At 67.1% G+C, this 16602-nt stretch carries 14 protein-coding genes and 1 pseudogene; 10 read left to right on the forward strand and 5 right to left on the reverse strand.

The features are described from left to right. Positions 1-22: 22 nt before the first annotated feature. From QC826_RS28430 to soxR, 5 genes and pseudogenes are all read left to right on the forward strand, one after another. Positions 23-880, forward strand: a complete 858-nt coding sequence (locus QC826_RS28430; RefSeq protein ID WP_279763415.1) for an outer envelope protein — start codon at positions 23-25, stop codon at positions 878-880. A 49-nt stretch (positions 881-929) separates the two neighbouring features. Continuing rightward, positions 930-2015: a BMP family ABC transporter substrate-binding protein gene (locus QC826_RS28435; protein ID WP_279763416.1), complete on the forward strand. Its 1086-nt coding sequence runs from the start codon at positions 930-932 to the stop codon at positions 2013-2015. A 119-nt stretch (positions 2016-2134) separates the two neighbouring features. Further along, a complete protein-coding gene (locus QC826_RS28440; protein ID WP_279763417.1) occupies positions 2135-3157 on the forward strand; it encodes an aromatic ring-hydroxylating oxygenase subunit alpha in 1023 nt (340 codons plus the stop codon). Between the two features lie 141 nt (positions 3158-3298). Beyond that, entirely contained in the window at positions 3299-4471 is a 1173-nt protein-coding gene (locus tag QC826_RS28445) for a hypothetical protein (protein WP_279763418.1), read from the forward strand. A gap of 167 nt (positions 4472-4638) precedes the next feature. Next, positions 4639-5108, forward strand: a pseudogene (gene soxR, locus QC826_RS28450) (redox-sensitive transcriptional activator SoxR). 81 nt (positions 5109-5189) lie between these two features. Here soxR and QC826_RS28455 read toward each other — a convergent pair. Both QC826_RS28455 and QC826_RS28460 read right to left on the reverse strand, forming a co-directional pair. Beyond that, positions 5190-6836: a PEP/pyruvate-binding domain-containing protein gene (locus QC826_RS28455; RefSeq protein ID WP_279763419.1), complete on the reverse strand. Its 1647-nt coding sequence runs from the start codon at positions 6834-6836 to the stop codon at positions 5190-5192. Beyond that, positions 6833-8767 (reverse strand): phosphate transport regulator, encoded by a 1935-nt coding sequence (locus tag QC826_RS28460; RefSeq protein WP_279763420.1) that lies wholly within the window; start codon positions 8765-8767, stop codon positions 6833-6835. The genes QC826_RS28455 and QC826_RS28460 overlap by 4 nt, the downstream gene beginning before the upstream one ends. A 302-nt stretch (positions 8768-9069) precedes the next feature. Between QC826_RS28460 and QC826_RS28465 the strand changes: the two genes are divergently transcribed. After that, the gene (locus QC826_RS28465) at positions 9070-9663 is read left to right on the forward strand and encodes a DUF1444 domain-containing protein (RefSeq protein ID WP_279763421.1); all 594 of its coding nucleotides are present in this window, start codon (positions 9070-9072) and stop codon (positions 9661-9663) included. A gap of 104 nt (positions 9664-9767) precedes the next feature. Here the strand turns inward: QC826_RS28465 and QC826_RS28470 are convergent, their stop codons facing one another. Further along, the gene (locus QC826_RS28470; RefSeq protein ID WP_279763422.1) at positions 9768-10667 is read right to left on the reverse strand and encodes a LysR family transcriptional regulator; all 900 of its coding nucleotides are present in this window, start codon (positions 10665-10667) and stop codon (positions 9768-9770) included. Positions 10668-10799: 132 nt separating this feature from the next. Here QC826_RS28470 and QC826_RS28475 point away from each other — a divergent pair, with 132 nt between their 5' ends. The 3 genes from QC826_RS28475 (at position 10800) to QC826_RS28485 (ending at position 12346) form a co-directional block, all read left to right on the forward strand. Then, positions 10800-11432, forward strand: a complete 633-nt coding sequence (locus QC826_RS28475) for an NADPH-dependent F420 reductase (protein WP_279763423.1) — start codon at positions 10800-10802, stop codon at positions 11430-11432. Positions 11433-11511: 79 nt separating this feature from the next. Next, a complete protein-coding gene (locus QC826_RS28480) occupies positions 11512-11856 on the forward strand; it encodes a hypothetical protein (RefSeq protein WP_279763424.1) in 345 nt (114 codons plus the stop codon). A gap of 151 nt (positions 11857-12007) precedes the next feature. Further along, on the forward strand, positions 12008-12346 hold the full coding sequence (locus QC826_RS28485; RefSeq protein WP_279766621.1) for an isochorismatase family protein: 339 nt from the start codon (positions 12008-12010) through the stop codon (positions 12344-12346). Positions 12347-12380: 34 nt separating this feature from the next. On the opposite strand, the gene rtcA is transcribed toward QC826_RS28485, so the two are convergent. After that, a complete protein-coding gene (gene rtcA / locus QC826_RS28490; RefSeq protein ID WP_279766622.1) occupies positions 12381-13403 on the reverse strand; it encodes an RNA 3'-terminal phosphate cyclase in 1023 nt (340 codons plus the stop codon). Between the two features lie 61 nt (positions 13404-13464). Beyond that, positions 13465-14700, reverse strand: coding sequence for an RtcB family protein (locus QC826_RS28495; RefSeq protein WP_279763425.1), 1236 nt, complete (start codon positions 14698-14700; stop codon positions 13465-13467). Positions 14701-14892: 192 nt separating this feature from the next. Between QC826_RS28495 and rtcR the strand changes: the two genes are divergently transcribed. Further along, positions 14893-16503, forward strand: a complete 1611-nt coding sequence (rtcR, locus tag QC826_RS28500; RefSeq protein WP_279763426.1) for an RNA repair transcriptional activator RtcR — start codon at positions 14893-14895, stop codon at positions 16501-16503. The last annotated feature ends 99 nt before the right edge of the window (positions 16504-16602 follow it).

Consider the following 16602-nt stretch of genomic DNA (forward strand, 5'->3'; position numbering starts at 1 on the left):
ACCAACCTGACTGGGAGTTTGCATGAAACCACAACTGCTGAAACACGGCATTGCCCTGACCCTGCTGGCCGCCTGCGGCTGCGCGGCCCACGCCGCCGACTGGAGCGACACCTCGATCGGCTACCGCTACGGCACCAAGTACGCCGAGCCGTTCAACAACAAGGACATCAGCAAGAGCATCGTCAACCTGACCAGCGCCAGCGGCTACAAGTACGGCAAGAACTTCCTCAACGTCGACCTGCTGATGTCCTCCGACGCCGACCCCTCGTCGGCCGGCGCCAAGAGCGGCGCCCACGAGGCCTACGTGGTCTACCGCCACACGCTGGACCTGGGCAAGGTGATGGGCCGTTCGTTCGCCGCCGGTCCGGTGCGCGGCCTGGGCGCCAGCGCCGGCTTCGACTACAACACCAAGACCGACGCCGGCTACAACTCGAAGAAACGGATGGTCGTCGCCGGCCCCACGCTGATGCTCGACGTGCCCGGCTTCCTCGACGTCAGCCTGTTCGCCCTGTGGGAGAGCAACGCGCCCTACAGCACCTTCTCGCAGACCGCCACGCCGCGCTACAGCTACAAGGTGCATCCGATGCTGACGGCGGCCTGGGGCATCCCCTTCAACGTCGGCATCCCGCTGTCCTTCGAGGGCTTCGCCAACTTCATCGGCAGCAAGGGCAAGAACGAGTTCGGCGGCGACACCGCCAGCGAGACCAACATCGACATGCAGATCATGTACGACCTGAGCGCCGCCGTCGGCGCCGGCAAGAACACCTTCAAGGTCGGCCTCGAGTACCAGTACTGGAAGAACAAGTTCGGCAACTCGGACCACGGCAATCCGGGCGCCACCGCCAAGACCCCGATGATCCGCGCCGAATACCATTTCTGATCCCCGCGCCCGGCTTGGCGCCGGGCCTTCCAACTGAAAGGGAAGACCCATGTTAAACCGCCGCACACTGCTCGCCTTCGCCTCCATCGCCGCCACCCTGGGCCTGGCCGCCGCCGTTCCCGCCCACGCCGAGGAGCCGTTCAAGGTTGGCTTCATCTACATCGGCCCGGTCGGCGACGCCGGCTGGACCTACGCCCACGACCAGGGCCGCCTGGCGCTGGAAAAGGCGCTCGGCGCCAAGATCAAGACCACCTACGTGGAGAACGTGCCCGAGGGCGCCGACTCCGAGCGGGTGATCCGCAAGCTGGCCAGCGACGGCAACCAGCTGATCTTCACCACCTCCTTCGGCTACATGAACCCGACCGAAAAGGTGGCCAAGGCCTTCCCCAACGTGGTGTTCCAGCACGCCACCGGCTTCAAGACCGGCAAGAACATGGGCGTCTACGAGACCCGCATGTACGAGGGCGCCTACCTGCTCGGCGTGGTGGCCGGCAAAATGACCAAGTCGAAGAGCCTGGGCGTGGTGGCGTCCTTCCCCGTTCCCGAGGTGATCCGCAACATCAACGCCTTCACGCTGGGGGCGCAGAGCGTCAACCCGACCATCAAGACCAAGGTCATCTGGGTCAACTCGTGGTACGACCCGGCCAAGGAGCGCCAGGCCGCCGAAACGCTGATCGCCCAGGGCGTCGACGTGCTCAACCAGAACACCGACTCGCCGGCCACGCTGCAGGTGGCGCAGGAAAAAGGCGTGTACGCCTTCGGCTGGGATTCCGACATGCTCAAGTTCGCGCCCAAGGCGCACCTGACCGCCAGCACCAACAACTGGGGCGGCTACTACATCGACACCACCAAGGCGGTGATGGCGAAGACCTGGAAGACCGGCGAGGTGCGCGGCGGCCTGCAGGAGGGCATGGTCAAGATGTCGCCGCTCAATCCGGTGGTGCCGGCCGAGGCGGCCAAGATCTTCGAGGAGAAGAAGGCGCTGATCATCAGCGGCAAATTCCATCCCTTCCAGGGTCCGATCAAGGACCAGTCGGGCGCCATCAAGGTGGCCGCCGGCGCCGTCCTGCCGCTGAAGGAGCTGCTGTCGATGAACTACTACGTGCAGGGCGTCGACGGCAGCATTCCGAAGTAAGCGAGCGCGCCACAGCAGCGGCTCCATCCCGGCCCGTGCCGTCGGCGCCGCCGCCTCCGCAAGGGGGCGGCGCGCCGGTGCCACGGGCCGTTCCGTTCCACCCGCCACCGGCCGAGACCATGGACACCATTCCCAACATCCCGCAGCGCGACCCCGTGCTGTTCAACGACTGGCTGCCGGTCGCCGTCGCCGCGCGCGTCGAGGCCGGCGCCGTGCAGGCGCTGCAACTGCTCGACCAGGCCGTCGCGCTGTGGCGCGACCAGGCCGGCCAGCTGCACGCCTGGGAGGACCGCTGCCCGCACCGCGGCACGCCGCTGTCGATGGGCCGCGTCGAGGGCGACGGCCTGCGCTGCGCCTACCACGGCTGGCGCTTCGGCAGCGCCGGCAAGTGCCAGCACATTCCCGCCCTGCCCGAGCTGGGCGAGGCCAATCTGAAGGCCCAGGTGGCCACCTACGCGGTGCAGGAGCGCTACGGCCTGGTCTGGGTCTGCCTGGGCGCGGCCGGCGGCGCGCCGCCGCCGCTGCCCGAGTACGCAGACCCGGCGCTGCGCAAGGTGTTCTGCGGCCCCTACGACGTGCGCAGCAGCGCGCCGCGCATCGTCGAGAACTTCCTCGACATGGCCCATTTCGCCTTCGTCCACGAGGGCATCCTCGGCGAGCAGCAGCGCGCCGCCATCGCCGACTACACGGTGGAAAAATTCGACGACGCCGAGTACGGCCGCGGCGTGCGCGCCGTGCAGTGCCGCGCCTGGCAGCCGCGGGCCAGCAAGGCCGCCAGCGGCGGCGCCGAGATCGACTACACCTACCGCGTGCCGCGCCCGCTGACGGCGGTGTTGACCAAGCAGTCGGCCGGCGGCGTGCGCGAGGCCATCAGCCTGCACCTGCAGCCGCTGACGGAAACCAGCACGCGGGTCTGGATCATCCTGGCGCTGGACGATTTTATCTCCAGCGAGGCGGCGCTGCGCCAGTTCCAGGACACCATCTTCCTGCAGGACCAGCCGATCCTGGAGAGCCAGCGCCCGCATCGCCTGCCGCTGATCCCCGGCGCCGAGGTGTCGGTGGTCTGCGACCGCATGTCGCTGGCCTACCGCGCCTACCTGAAGGAGAGCGGCCTGCGCTACGGCGTGCTGCGCGCCGACTGAGGGGCGGCCGGCCGGTCCGGCCGCCCCATCCTCGCAGAAGTGACAGTTACCGCAAGCTAGGCGGTATGGTCAAATCGGGGCGTCTACACGCGCAGGTGCGTGTTTCTCTCCGCCCGCAGTCGGCGTACAACCTGGCTCACTATGACCGCCCACATTACCCCGACTTTTTACCAACCGCTGATCGTACCGGCCGACCGTTTGATTCGCGCCCCGCTGTCCGGCTGGCGTCGCAAGGTGCTGCAGGGCCTGCTGCCGGCGGTGCGCGCGCGCGCCGTCGACGAGCTGCCGCAGCAGCTGAACCTGTTGGCGCTGCAGGAGGCCTATCGCGGCAACCTGGACGCCGCGCGCCAGTTGTGCGACGCGCAGATCCGCTTCTGGCAGGCGCAGGCCGCCGCCGGCCAGCCGCAGCAACTGCTCAACGTGATCCAGCCGTGGATCAACCTGATCCGCCTGGAGCGCTGGCAGGAGCGCACCGGCGAGGCCGCCGCGCTGTACCAGCAACTGGCGCCGCAGCGGGCGCACGAGCAGGGCGAGCTGCAACGCCGCTACGGCATCGGCGCGACGCTGGCCGAGCTGTGCGCCATGGACCGCCTGGGCAACGCGGCGGTGACGCTGCAAAACGCCTACTGGCAGGAGTATCCGCGCCTGCTGCTCAAGTGCGGCATGCACCAGGAGTTGAACTACCTGCTGCAGGACGCCCAGGCGCTGCCGCTCGGCCCCTACCTGAAGGCGGCGCAGCTGGAGATGCAGCTGTCCTACCAATCGAAGATCGGCCTGCACCGCAACAGCCTGGCCGCGCTGGAAAAGCTGATGCTGGGGCCGCACTCGCCGTACTGGCTGCAGTTCAAGGTGCTGGAGGTGTATCTGGCCTTCCAGGCCGAGATGGTCAACGCGCCGGCCCGCGCCGAGCACCTGTTCCAGGCGCTGACCTCGGGCCGCACGTTGAACTGCCAGGCGCAGGACCTGTACTTCCTGGCGCAGGCGGCGCAGGTGTTCCGCCAGTTGCACCTGGGCGGCCACGAGATCGGCTGCCTCGACATGGTCGACGCGATGGCCGCCAGGCTGGGCGACGAGGTGTTCCAGTGCCACGCCCGCCAGCGCCTGGCCGAGCTGGGCCAGATGCCGCACGAGCAGGTGCTGGAGGAGTTCCAACACTCGGCCTACGTGCAGGTGCGCAGCCGCCTGGGCCTGCGCCCGGACGACGACGCCGCCGGCCGCGCCGCCGGCCTGCTGCGCGCGGTCGAGCAACTGGCCGCGCTCGACTACGACGGTTGCGCCCGCGCCCTCGCGCTGGTCTGCGGCGCCGAACGCTAGGCCCGCCACCCGTCAACTAGCCGCGCGCCTGGTCCACCGGGCTGTAGCTGGCCATGTCAATTTCTTCAGCATACGATGCCTTTCTTGAAGTGGATGCGCAACTGGACCCAGTGTAAAACCTCAAGTAAGATTGATGTCAAGCGCGGATTCAATGAGGGGCATCGACGATGGAACAGCAGTGTGGCGAAGGGATCAAGCACGTCTTGAGCGTGGGCGAGGTGGCCAGGCGCAGCGGCGTGGCCGTCTCCGCGCTGCACTTCTACGAGGCCGATGCCTGATCCACAGCAGCCGCACGGCCGGCAACCAGCGCCGCTACCCGCGCGACGTGCTGCGCCGGGTCGCCTTCATCCGCACCGCGCAGCGGGTCGGCGTGCCGCTGGCCGAGATCGCCGAAACCCTGCGCGCCCTGCCCGACGGCCGCACGCCGACGCGCGACGACTGGACCCGGCTGTCGCTGGCCTGGCGCGCCCGCCTCGACGAGCGCATCGGCATGCTCGAGCGGCTGCGCGACAACCTCGACGACTGCATCGGCTGCGGCTGCCTGTCGCTGGAGCGCTGCCGCCTGCGCAACCCGGCCGACACCCTGGCGGCGCAGGGGCCGGGCGCGGTCTGGCTGGACGCGGAGCTGGCCGACTGAGCCAACCAGGCGGCGCCGGCCGCGCCCGGCCGGCCAGCCATTCAAGGGCTCGGGCGCTCAGCCACTCGAGCGCCCGGCCGCTCAGCCGCGCAGGGCGGCCAGGCGCGCCAGCAGGTCCAGCGGCCGCTCGCTGACCAGGCCGACGGCGCCGGCGTAGACCAGGCCCTCGTTGCCGTCGAGGGTGATCTGCTCGCCCTCGCGCAGCACCAGCTCGCCCAGCGTGACCTGGCGCGCCGCCTCGTCGATGCGCAGGCCGGCGCAGGCCACCAGGCAGACCTTGCCCATCTGCCGCGCCACCACGGCGGCGTGCGAGGTGCGCGCGCCGCGCTCGGTGAGCAGGCCGTCGGCCAGCGCCAGCGCGCCGATGTCGGCCGTCTCGGCGTCGCGCCGCAGCAGGATCACCGCGCGGCCGGCGGCCCGCTCGGCGCGGGCGCGCGCCTCGTCGAGGGCGATCGCGCCGCTGGCCACGCCGCCGCCGGCGACGCTGGCGCTGGCGATGGCCGGCGGCGCGGCGCCGTCCGCCGCCGCCACGCGGCGCAACGTCAGCGCCTGCTCGTCCAGGCCGGCGGTGCGGCGGCAGGCCTCGGCGCGCTCGATCACGCCCTCGTCGAACAGGTCGAGGGCGATGCGCGCGGCGGCGCGCGCCGAGCGCTTGCCGGCGCGCGCCTGCAGCATGAACAGCCGGCCGCGCTGCACGGTGAACTCGAAGTCCTGCATGTCGCCGAAGGCCCGCTCGATTTGCCGCGCGGCGGCGCCCAGCTCGTCCCACACCCCGGGCAGGGCGCCGGCCAGCGCCTCGTGGCCGTGCGCGCTGCGCCGGCCCGACACCACGTCCTCGCCCTGGGCGTTGAACAGGAAGTCGAGCCACAGCGCCGGCGCGCCGCTGACCGGGTCGCGCGAGAAGCCGACGCCGGCGCCGGACATGCCGCCGGCGTTGCCGAACACCATGGCCTGCGCCGTGACGGCGGTGCCGACGGCGTCGTCGATATTGTTGAGGCGGCGGTAGTCGCGCGCCCGCGGCGCCTGCCAGGAGTCGAACACCGCCGCCACGGCGCGGCCCAGTTGCTCGTCCGGCTCCTGCGGGAAGGACGTTCCGGTGGCGTCGCGGTAGACGGCGAGGAAGCGCCGTGTCAGCTCGCGCAGCTGGGCGAAATCGAGCTCGCGCTCGTCGCGGCCGCCGGCCAGACGCGCCAGCTCGGCCTCGAACAGGGCGGCCGGCACCTGCGCCACCACCTCGCCGAAGCAGGCCACCAGGCGCCGGTAGGCGTCCCAGGCCAGGCGCGGGTTGCCGGTCTGCGCCACCAGCCCGGGCAGCGTGCGCTCGCTCAGGCCGACGTTGAGCAGCGTCTCCATCATGCCCGGCATCGACACCGGCGCGCCCGAGCGCACCGACAGCAGCAGCGGCCGGCGCGCGTCGCCGAAGCCCAACCCGCTGGCCGCCTCCAGGCGCCGCAGCGCCGGCCGCCAGTCGCCGGCCTGGGCGCGCCGCTGCGGCGCGCAGAAGCCGGTGCCCAGCACGAAGGCCGGCGGCACCGGCAGGCCCAGCTCGGCCATGCGCAGCAGGTTGTAGGCCTTGAAGCCGACCTGCGCCGGCGTCGGCGCGGCGGCCGTGTCGCTGTCGCTGTCGCTGTTGTCGTTGTTGTCGGCGGCGGCGCCGCAGCCGATCAGGTAGACGCCGACGGCGGCGGCGGCACTGTCCGGCGGCGCCTCGGCGCGCCAGGCGCTCACGCCACCGCCCCGGTGCGCGCCAGCACCACCTCGCGCAGCGCGAAGCTGGCCACCATCAGCGCGTCGGAGGCGCGCTCGATGGTGCCGGCCAGGTCGCCGGCCAGCGTCATCTCGGCGGCCTTGGACAGCTCCTTGAGGATCAGCCGGCGGGCGGCGCGCAACTGCTCGTCGCAGGCGCGCTCGGCCAGCACCACGCGCCAGGTGGCGTCGAGGAAGGCGTCCGACGAGTCCATCTCGGCGCCGTGGCTCAGCGTGGCGGCCAACGCCAGCGCCTTGACATAGTTCTCGCAGGCCTCCAGCACGCCCTCGGCCAGCGGCTGCAGCGCCTGGCGCACGCCGTGCCGCAGCGCGTCCTCGTGCTCCTCGACGATCAGGGCGAGCAGGTAGATCGCCTCCTCCAGCTCGTCGGCGACGTCGTCGGCCAGCGCCAGCAGGTGGGCGAACTGGCCCCAGCGCTGGTGCCGCTTGGCGGCGGCGCGGCCCTGTTCGACCAGGTCGTCGGCGCGGCGCTCCCAGTTCTTGGCGCGCAGCGCGGCGGCGGCCGCCTCGCGCGCGCCGGCGCCGTGGGCCAGCAGGTCGCGCAGCGCCATCGCCAGCTCGTGGCAGTAGGCGGCGTGCTCGCCGGCCAGCTCGAACTCGCTGGCCCAGTCGCGCAGCTGGCGCGTCAGCAGCACCCGCGTCTCGTCCTCGATCTGCGCCAGCGGCCGGCCGTCCAGCAGCGCGCGGCTGGCCAGGGCCAGGGCGTCGACCAGGAACTGTTGCGCCGCCGTCTCGCCGAGCACGCCGTCGAGCCGGTCGCCCAGGCGGAAGATACCGTCGCCGACCGCCTGCATCACCGCGTACAGCAGCTTCTCGCCGCCCGCCTTGAGCCAGGCCATGTGGCCGACCTCGAGGGCGGCGGCGGCGTTCAGCACGGCGATGGCGGCCGGCTTGGAGACGAACAGCTGCAGGCGCTTGCGCGCCCGGTTCCAGTCGATCAGGAAGACGATGCGCGCGCCAATCTCCTGCAGCGTGCGGGCGAGGCCGTCGGCGTCGGCGCAGGCGAAGCTGGCGGTGCCGACGAAGTAGGCGGCGCCCATGTTCAGGCCCGGCGTCACGCGCGGCTCGACCACCGACCAGCTGGCGCCCTGCGCGGCCAGCAGCTCGCGGAAGAACTCGAAGCGGCTCTGGTGCAGGTCGGAGTAGGTCAACGTGATGTTCAAGTCGGCGACGTGCATCACCAGCACGTGGGCGTCGTTGGTGCCGATGTCGTTCTGCAGCAGCAGGCGCGCGCCGTCGCGGGTGGCCGCCGTGTCGAGGCCGGGATGGTCGAACTTCAGGCCGGCGGTGCGGTGCAGGCCGCGCATGAAGGCGGCCACCAGCGCGCGGTCGGGCGCCGTCAGGTTCCAGGTGTGGGCGCCGTCGACCTCCTCGCTGGCCAGCGCGGCGGCGACGCGGTTGAGCTGCTTGTGCATGTCCATCACCACCAGGTGCACGCCGTCGCCGTGGTCGCGGTCGCCCCGCGTCAGCCGGGCCACGTCCTCGTTCGACAGCGACTCGTCCTGCACCGCGTCGAGCCACTCGACCCAGTGGGCGGCGCGCTGGCGCAGCGCGCTGGCGGTCTCGCCCTCGCCCAGCGCCTTGGCCATCGCCGCCAGGTCGGCGGCGGCGCCACGGCACAGCAGCGGCAGGCCGGGCAGGAAGACCATCTCGCCGCCGCGCGCCGCCGAGGCCAGCATCTCGTCCATCCATTCCTCCCGCAGGCCGGCGGCGGCCTGCTCGCGCGACAGGTCGAGCGCGCCGCGCTTGGGATGCTCGGCGTGCTGGATCGCCGCCTGCACCACCGATAGGCGCAGCTTGAGCCGGTCGTTGGCGGCGAGCGCCGCCTTGATGCGAGTGGGCAGCAGCAACCCCGCCTCGCCTATCGATTCGACGACGTCTTCCTTCAACATCTCGCTTCCCCTTTGGCTGTGCCGGACTGTTGATTGTTGCAGCGCGCCGTGACGGGCGCGTTACACGCCGCGAGGAATCGGCGGAGATTGCCGTTGGATTGATGTAGATCACGTTCGACCGGCGGGAATACGGCTAACGGAAAACGGCTAACGGAAAACGGCGAACGACGAACGACGATGCGCACGCTTGGATATATTTGTTGACAAAAGAGCATCTTAACGACATCATACAATTGCAATATTGATATTGTTTTTAACACCTCGGTAGCAGCGCCAGCACTCCCACCAGCCGGAGAATGAACATGTTTGGATTCTTGAAGAAACCCGCCGCCCGCCAAACGCCCTCGCTGCGGCGCGAGCAGCTGCAACCGCGCATCAAGCACGTCCATTTCATCGACGCGCTGCGCCAGGCCGGCGTGCCGCAGGAGCAATGGCCCTGCACCACGCCGCTGTGCGGCGAGCTGCTGGTCACCTACGCCTTCGACCTGGCCGACGGCTTCGTCATGGCCACGCCGGCCATGTTGCGCGAGGCCGGCGTGATCGGCGACGAGTTGGCCGAGCTGGGCCGCGCCAACCTGCGCCGGGCGATGCCGCAGCCGCAGTTCTTCGCCAAGGACGGTTGCGGCCTGGCCCACACCGGCGGCGAGCTGGAGGCCACGCTGCTGCTGCTCGACGAGGTCTGGCAGCGCATGCAGCCGAACTTCGCCGGCACCATCCTGGCCACCGTGCCACGGCGCGACCGCATCCTGCTGTGCGACGGCGCCGACCCGGCGGCGACGGCGGCGCTGGCCCGGCAAACCGGCGAATTCTTCGACGAGCAGGACGACGCCCACCGCCTGTCCACCCAGCTCATGCGGCGCAACGGCGACGGCTGGTCGCTCTTCAACGCCCATTGAGGAACAGGCGGAACATCCCGGGGAACCAGCACGGCGGCGTGCTGGCGAGCCGTTTCGATTGGCGCATCCGGCGCCACGTCAATGACTGTTGATCCAGCGCCCGCCTACCACGTCATCCCTGCCTGAGAGAAGTGGCTGGCCAGGAAATCGAGCAGCGCCCGCACCTTGGGCGAGACGTGTTTGCGGGTGGGATAGACGGCATAAATGCCCAGCTCGATCGAGCGGAATTCGGGCATCAGCTCAAGCAATGTTCCCGCCGCCAAATCGTCGCCCACCAGGAAGCTGGGCTGCAAGATGACGCCTTGGCTGGCAAGCGCGGCCGCGCGGCAGGTGTCGCCGTTGTTGGTGTGAATCGACGGATTGGTCTTGACGCTCACCGGCCCCAACGGTCCCTTGAAATGCCATTCGTCCTTGGTGGACCAGTAGCTGTAGGAAATCACCGCATGCTGCGCCAACTCGCTTGGCTGCGTTGGGGTGCCGTGCAATTCGAGATACTGCGGCGACGCGCACAGCACCATGCGGGTGGTCGCCAGTTTCTTGCTGACCATCGTCGAGCTGTCCAGATTGGCGATGCGAATGGCCACGTCGTAGCCTTCCTCCACCAGGTCGACCAAACGGTCCGCCAACGTCACATCCAGTGTGACCTTGGGGTGCAGCGCCCGGAAGGCCCCCCACAGCGGCGCCAGATGCCGCACGCCGAAGGTAAACGGCGCATTGATCCTCAACAGCCCGCTGGCGGCATCGCTACGCGAGGTGATTTCGTCCTCCGCCTCGGCCAGTTCGGCCAATAGCTCCTTGCTGCGGACATAAAAAATCTGCCCTTCATCGGTCAGCGAGAGGCGCCGCGTCGTGCGGTGCAGCAAGCGCACACCCAGGCGGGTTTCCATGTCGACCACATAGCGCGAGACGGCCGCCTTGGACATCGCCAACGCCTCGGCGGCTTTGACAAAACTTCCAGCGTCCACCACCGCGTTGAAGGTCTGCATTTCTAGAAACCGATCCATTATTCCTCCAATTGAGACAATTAATCATATTTTACGCTGTTTATGTCCGTCCGCATTTCCAATAAAGTTCATCCCATGCCAAGCAATTCTGCAAGACATAAAAACCAACAGCGACATTTAAAGGAAAACATCATGAAAGTGACAGTCATCGGCAGCGGCAACATGGGCTCCTCGTTCGTTAAGCAACTCTCCCGCGCCGGCCACCAGGTCAAGCTCACCGCCGTGGACGCCGACAAGGCGGCGGCCCTGGCCAGCCAGTACCCCGGTGTTAGCGCAGTGCCAGCGGCGCTGGCGGCGGCCGACAGCGACGTCGTCATCGTCGCCACCGGCTACGGCGACGCCGTCGCCGCGCTCAAATCCCTGGGCGACTTGAGCGGCAAGGTGGTGATCGATATCACCAACCCGCTGACCGCCGACTACATGGGCCTGAGCCTTGGCCACAGCACCTCGGCCGCCGAGGAAATCGCCAAGGCCATTCCCGAGGCAAGCGTGGTCAAGGCCTTCAACACGGTGTTCGCCCAAGTCCTGGGGCAAGGCGCCGACTTTGGCGACGGCCGCAAGGTGACGGTCTTTTATGCCGGCGACAGCGACAGCGGCAAGCAAACCGTCAAGGCGCTGGCCGAGAGCTTGGGCTTTGACACGGTGGACGCCGGCGGGTTGAAGAACGCGCGCTACTTGGAGCCCCTGGGCGGCTTGAACGTCTACTTCGGCTACGGCGCCGGCCACGGCACGGCCATTGCGCCGACCTGGATGCGCCAGGCCTGACCGTGCGCGGCGGGCAGGTCCCGCTGCGCCACCTTATCCATCCGTTCACCAATCAATGCATTTTGCAGGAGTCATCACCATGAAAACCCCATTCGTTCGCGCCGTTTCCGCTTTGGCACTGGTTAGCGCAGCAAGTTTCGCCTTCGCACAGGAGCGCCCGGCCGACATCGTCAGCCCCATCAGCGACAAGATGATGGCCAACAAGTCGACACCCGCCGACGCCCGCAAGGCCGGCCGTGCCGCCTACGACAAGCCGACCCCGCAAAACAGCATCATGCTGTTCGTCGACCAGCAGATCGGTTTGATGGCCAGCGTGCGCGACTTCCAGCAGGGCTCCGGCTACAAGAGCAACGTGGTGTCGCTGGCCAAGATGGCCAAGGCGCTCGACATTCCGGTGCTGTTGACCACCTCGAACGCCCAATGACAGAACGGCGACATGCTGCCGGAACTCAAGGAGATCTTTCCGCAGCAGCCCATCATCCGCCGCACCGGCATCATCAACGCCTACGAGGGCCCCGAGCTTCCGCAAGGCGCTCGAAGAGATCGTCGCCAAGACCGGACGCAAACATATCATCATCTCGGGTGTGACCCTGGGCACCTGCGTGACCTTCCCCACGCTGTCCATGCTCAACGACGGCTACACCGTCCACCCCGTGGTGGACGCCTCCGGCGCCTGGAGCAAGTACGAAGCGGACGCGGCCATGCAGCGCATGACGGCGGCCGGCGCGCAACTCAACACCGTGTTCGCCCTCGGCGCCGAGCTGCAGGGCGACTGGAAACAGCCGTCGGGCATGAAGATGCTCGAACCCTTCGTCAACGGTCTGCCTGAATACGGCTGGGTGGTGCAGAACTTCTGGAACAACGCCGACGGCGCCAAGCGCGCCGTGCCCGATCCCTTCAACATGGTGAAGTAAGCAGGCGCAACGATCCCGGCGGGCGTTTGCCGTATCACGCTTTCGCCGCAATCGAGCAAATCTGGTGTTCGCCGCCGTCCTCAAAGGTAATCGCGACGGGAAGGAAACGCTCGATCACGGCGGCGTTCGTCAGCGCGTGTTGCGATATCCGATTGGTGGTAAAACGCCCGGCGCCGGCCAAGGCGAAGGGCAGCATGATCTGGTCGGCCAGGTGCTCGGCCACCGCCGCGCCGGAGCTGACGTACTGGCGCAGCTCCTGGACCGTGTTCTTGGCCACGGTTTCGGCGCGCACCATCTTCTCGCCGAAGCCGGCAAACACCTCCGTCACATGTTCATACTCCATAGTGAGCAACAAGGCGTTGCCCGGTCCTTGCTCGCCGGGCAGGCCGCGCGGCAATAGTTGCGACTCTTCCCAGCCCATGCTGCGGCCGACGCAGTCCAGTTCGCGCTTGGCCACATCGAATGGAATGCCGGCGACAAAACTCTCGGCAAACCCGCCAACCCGCTCGCCCCGCGACATCAGCTCTATCGAGCGCAGCCGGGCGCAGGGTTGGACACTGGCGCTCACCACCCCGCCACCGGCCGGATAGAAGCCAAAGCGGTGCAGCTCCAACTCAATGGACGCGCCCATCTGCGCGAGCACGCGGCCATACGCGCGCTGCAAGAAGTGCAGCGGCGGCGCCATCGGATTGTGGGTGCCGCCGCTGACGCGCACCAGCGAAGCCTGTTCCGCGTACAACAGCGCGGGCAACAAGGTTTGCAGCACCAAGGTACAACTTCCCGCGCTGCCGATGGCGAAATCGTACTGCCCGCCTTGGATTTTCCCGGGCACAAATTCCAGCGTCTGCGCGCCCACCGCGGCGCCGCCAACGTTCCCATTGCACACGGCGGCGGCGGCTTGCACCGCGACCAGGTGCTGGCGCATCAGGCCCGGCTTGGGCCGCTTGGCGCGAATGTTCGTGATGCGGAAGGGCTGGCCGGTGATCATCGACAGGGTCAACGCGGTGCGCAATATTTGGCCGCCACCTTCGCCGGTGGCGCCATCCAATTCAATCATCTTCGTCATTTTCTATTCTTGTTTTCTACCCCGCCCCGGCCATGGCCTGGGGCGGAGCCGGCTAGCCCTTCACGCACACCACTTGCTTCAAGGTGTGCACAACCTCCACCAAATCGCGCTGCGCGTGCATCACCGCGTCGATATCCTTGTATGCCATCGGGATCTCATCGATCACATTGACATCCTTGCGGCACTCCACGCCCTGCGTCGCCTTGACCTGGTCGTCCAGGTTGAAACGCCGCTTGGCTTCGGTACGGCTCATGGTCCGCCCGGCGCCGTGGCTGCAACTGTTGAAGCTTTCCGGATTGCCCTTGCCACGCACGATATAGCTTTTCGCGCCCATCGAACCGGGAATGATACCCAGCTCGCCGGCCCGCGCCGACACGGCCCCCTTGCGGGTGATCAGCACGTCCTGGCCAAAATGCTGCTCCTTCTGCACATAGTTGTGGTGGCAATTGACCGCCTCCACGTGCGTCTCGAACGGCTTGGTGATGACGGTGCGCACGGCCGCGATCAGGTTCAGCATCATCACTTCGCGATTGGTACGGGCGAACCGCTGGGCCCAGCCGACCGCCTCGACGTAGTCATTGTAGTGCTGCGTTCCCTCGCACAGGTAGGCCAGGTCCTGGTCCGGCAGATTGATGAAATGGGTGCGCATGTCCTGCTTTGCCAGTTCGATGAAATGCGAGCCGATGGCGTTGCCCACGCCGCGCGACCCCGAATGCAACATGAACCAGACAAATCCCACTTCATCCAGACACACCTCGATGAAATGGTTGCCGCCGCCAAGGGTGCCCAGGTGGCGGTAGTTGTTCGTGTTCTGCAACTTCGGCGTTTTCAGGCAGATCGTGTCGAACTCGTCCTTCAGTAGCGACCACGCCGCATCGACCGGCTGGGGCGGCGTATGCCACGCCCCCTCGTCGCGCCCCTTGAAGCCGCGCGTCTTCGGCGACATGCCATGCGGCACGGCCTTCTCGATGGCGCTCCGCAACGGTCCCAAATTGTCCGGCAGGTCGTTCGCGGTCAGCGTCGTCTTCGCGGCCATCATGCCGCAACCAATGTCGACGCCCACGGCGGCCGGAATAATCGCGCCCAGGGTGGGAATCACGCTTCCAATGGTCGAGCCCTTGCCAACGTGCACGTCGGGCATCGCCGCGATGTGCTTGTAGATGAAGGGCATCTTGGCCGCGTTGCTCAGCTGTTGCTTCGCCCCGTCCTCGACCGGCACGCCCTTGGTCCACATTTTTACCGGACGCCCATTTTCAACGTTCATGACATCATATTCTTCGTGTTTCATTTCATTCACCGTTCTTCTGTGTTGATACCGGTACTAGTGCAAGCGCCGTGCCAGCGCCGTGGAAATGCCGAAAAAACTCATAAGCCGTTGATTTATCGACAAAAAGACTCGAAGCGCGCCTATTGAAGGGAAATTCAACTTCAAGTAGTATTCACATCATATTATCTTTTGATATAAATTCTTATCCAAAAAATGCAGAAAAAACGAACGGTCGTCATCGGCTTTGTGGGCACCCACCTCGACAACGGCAAAGGTGCGGCCCGCTGGGAGAAGTGGCGTCCCAGCGTCGCGCTGACCCAGCACGAGGACATGGTCATCGACCGCTTCGACTTGCTCTACAGTGGAAAATTTGTCGCGCTGGTCGACCAGGTGACGCAGGATATTGCCGCCGTGTCGCCGGAGACGAGCGTGGTTGGCCACGACTTGCCGATCGCCGACCCGTGGGATTTCGAGAACGTCTACGGCAGCCTGTTCGATTTTTCGAAGCGCTACCCCTTCGACCCGGACAAGGAAGAGTATTGGATCCACATCACCACCGGTTCGCATGTGGCGCAGATCTGCCTCTTCCTCATGACCGAGGCGCGCTACTTCCCCGGCCGCCTGCTACAAACCTCGCCGCCACGGCGCCAGGCGCCGGGCGACCCGGGCAGTTTCACCCTGATCGATCTGGACCTGTCCAAATACGACCAGATCGCGCAACGCTTCTCCAGCGAGCAGCAGGACGGCGTCGCATTCCTGAAATCCGGAATTGCCACGCGCAGTCCGCGCTTCAACGCGATGATCGACGAGATCGAACACATCGCCATCAAATCCCGCGCGCCGATACTGCTGATGGGCCCGACCGGCGCCGGCAAATCCTTCCTGGCGCGGCGCGTGTTCGAGTTGAAGAAGTCGCGCCACCAGTTCGACGGCAAGTTCGTCGAACTCAACTGCGCCACCCTGCACGGCGACGGCGCCGGTTCGACCCTGTTCGGCCACGTCAAGGGCGCGTTCACCGGCGCGGCCACGGAGAGGCCCGGCCTACTGCGCACCGCGCACAAGGGATTGTTGTTTCTGGACGAGATAGGCGAGCTCGGCCTCGACGAGCAGGCCATGCTGCTGAAGGCGGTCGAGGAAAAGCGCTTTCTGCCGGTGGGCGGCGACCACGAGGTGCAAAGCGATTTCCAGCTGATCGCCGGCACCAACCGCGACCTGGCGAAAGAGGTGCTGGCCGGCCGCTTCCGCGAAGACCTGTACGCGCGTATCAATTTATGGACCTACGAGCTGCCGGGCCTGGTCGACCGTTGTGAGGACATCGAACCGAACATCGACTACCTGTTGGCGCAACACAGCGCGGAGAACGGCCAGCAGGCGCGCATCAACAAGGAGGCGCGCGAGCGCTACATGGGTTTCGCGATGTCGAGCGAGGCGCTATGGAGCGGCAACTTCCGCGACTTGTCAGCGTCCGTGACGCGCATGGCGACGCTGGCCGAAGCCGGCCGCGTCACCGACGCTGTCGTTGAAGGAGAGATCATTCGCTTGAAGCGACTGTGGCATCGGGGCACGCGGCCGGCGGGCCAAGACGAGGTCGCGCTGGACGACTTGATGGATGGCGATGCCTTGGCCGGCATGGACCTGTTCGACACCTTGCAGCTCAAGGCCGTGATCCAGGTTTGCCGTCAATCGAAGTCGCTGTCGGACGCCGGACGCAAGCTGTATGCGGCATCGCGCGCAGCGAAAGCCAAACCCAACGACGCCGACCGCCTCAAAAAGTACTTGGGCAAGTTCGGCCTCAACTGGGACCAGGCGAGCACGCGCCCATGAGGTCGCAATGACTAGGTCTTTGATTTTATTGGGGAAATATGGTGCGGCTGGCTGGAATCGAACCAGCGACCCTTGGCTTCGGAGGCCCAAAATAGAGCC

The organism is Rugamonas sp. DEMB1, from assembly GCF_029834475.1.
Taxonomy (GTDB): domain Bacteria; phylum Pseudomonadota; class Gammaproteobacteria; order Burkholderiales; family Burkholderiaceae_D; genus Rugamonas; species Rugamonas rubra.

Bases quoted from the DNA above. Each gene is read 5' to 3' on its own strand.
- QC826_RS28460 (WP_279763420.1), bottom strand. From the start codon at position 8,767: ATGTTGAAGGAAGACGTCGTCGAATCGATAGGCGAGGCGGGGTTGCTG.
- rtcR (WP_279763426.1), top strand. From the start codon at position 14,893: ATGCAGAAAAAACGAACGGTCGTCATCGGCTTTGTGGGCACCCACCTC.
- QC826_RS28430 (WP_279763415.1), top strand. From the start codon at position 23: ATGAAACCACAACTGCTGAAACACGGCATTGCCCTGACCCTGCTGGCC.
- QC826_RS28470 (WP_279763422.1), bottom strand. From the start codon at position 10,667: ATGGATCGGTTTCTAGAAATGCAGACCTTCAACGCGGTGGTGGACGCT.
- rtcA (WP_279766622.1), bottom strand. From the start codon at position 13,403: ATGATTGAATTGGATGGCGCCACCGGCGAAGGTGGCGGCCAAATATTG.
- QC826_RS28435 (WP_279763416.1), top strand. From the start codon at position 930: ATGTTAAACCGCCGCACACTGCTCGCCTTCGCCTCCATCGCCGCCACC.
- QC826_RS28445 (WP_279763418.1), top strand. From the start codon at position 3,299: ATGACCGCCCACATTACCCCGACTTTTTACCAACCGCTGATCGTACCG.
- QC826_RS28475 (WP_279763423.1), top strand. From the start codon at position 10,800: ATGAAAGTGACAGTCATCGGCAGCGGCAACATGGGCTCCTCGTTCGTT.
- QC826_RS28495 (WP_279763425.1), bottom strand. From the start codon at position 14,700: ATGAAACACGAAGAATATGATGTCATGAACGTTGAAAATGGGCGTCCG.
- QC826_RS28480 (WP_279763424.1), top strand. From the start codon at position 11,512: ATGAAAACCCCATTCGTTCGCGCCGTTTCCGCTTTGGCACTGGTTAGC.
- QC826_RS28465 (WP_279763421.1), top strand. From the start codon at position 9,070: ATGTTTGGATTCTTGAAGAAACCCGCCGCCCGCCAAACGCCCTCGCTG.
- QC826_RS28440 (WP_279763417.1), top strand. From the start codon at position 2,135: ATGGACACCATTCCCAACATCCCGCAGCGCGACCCCGTGCTGTTCAAC.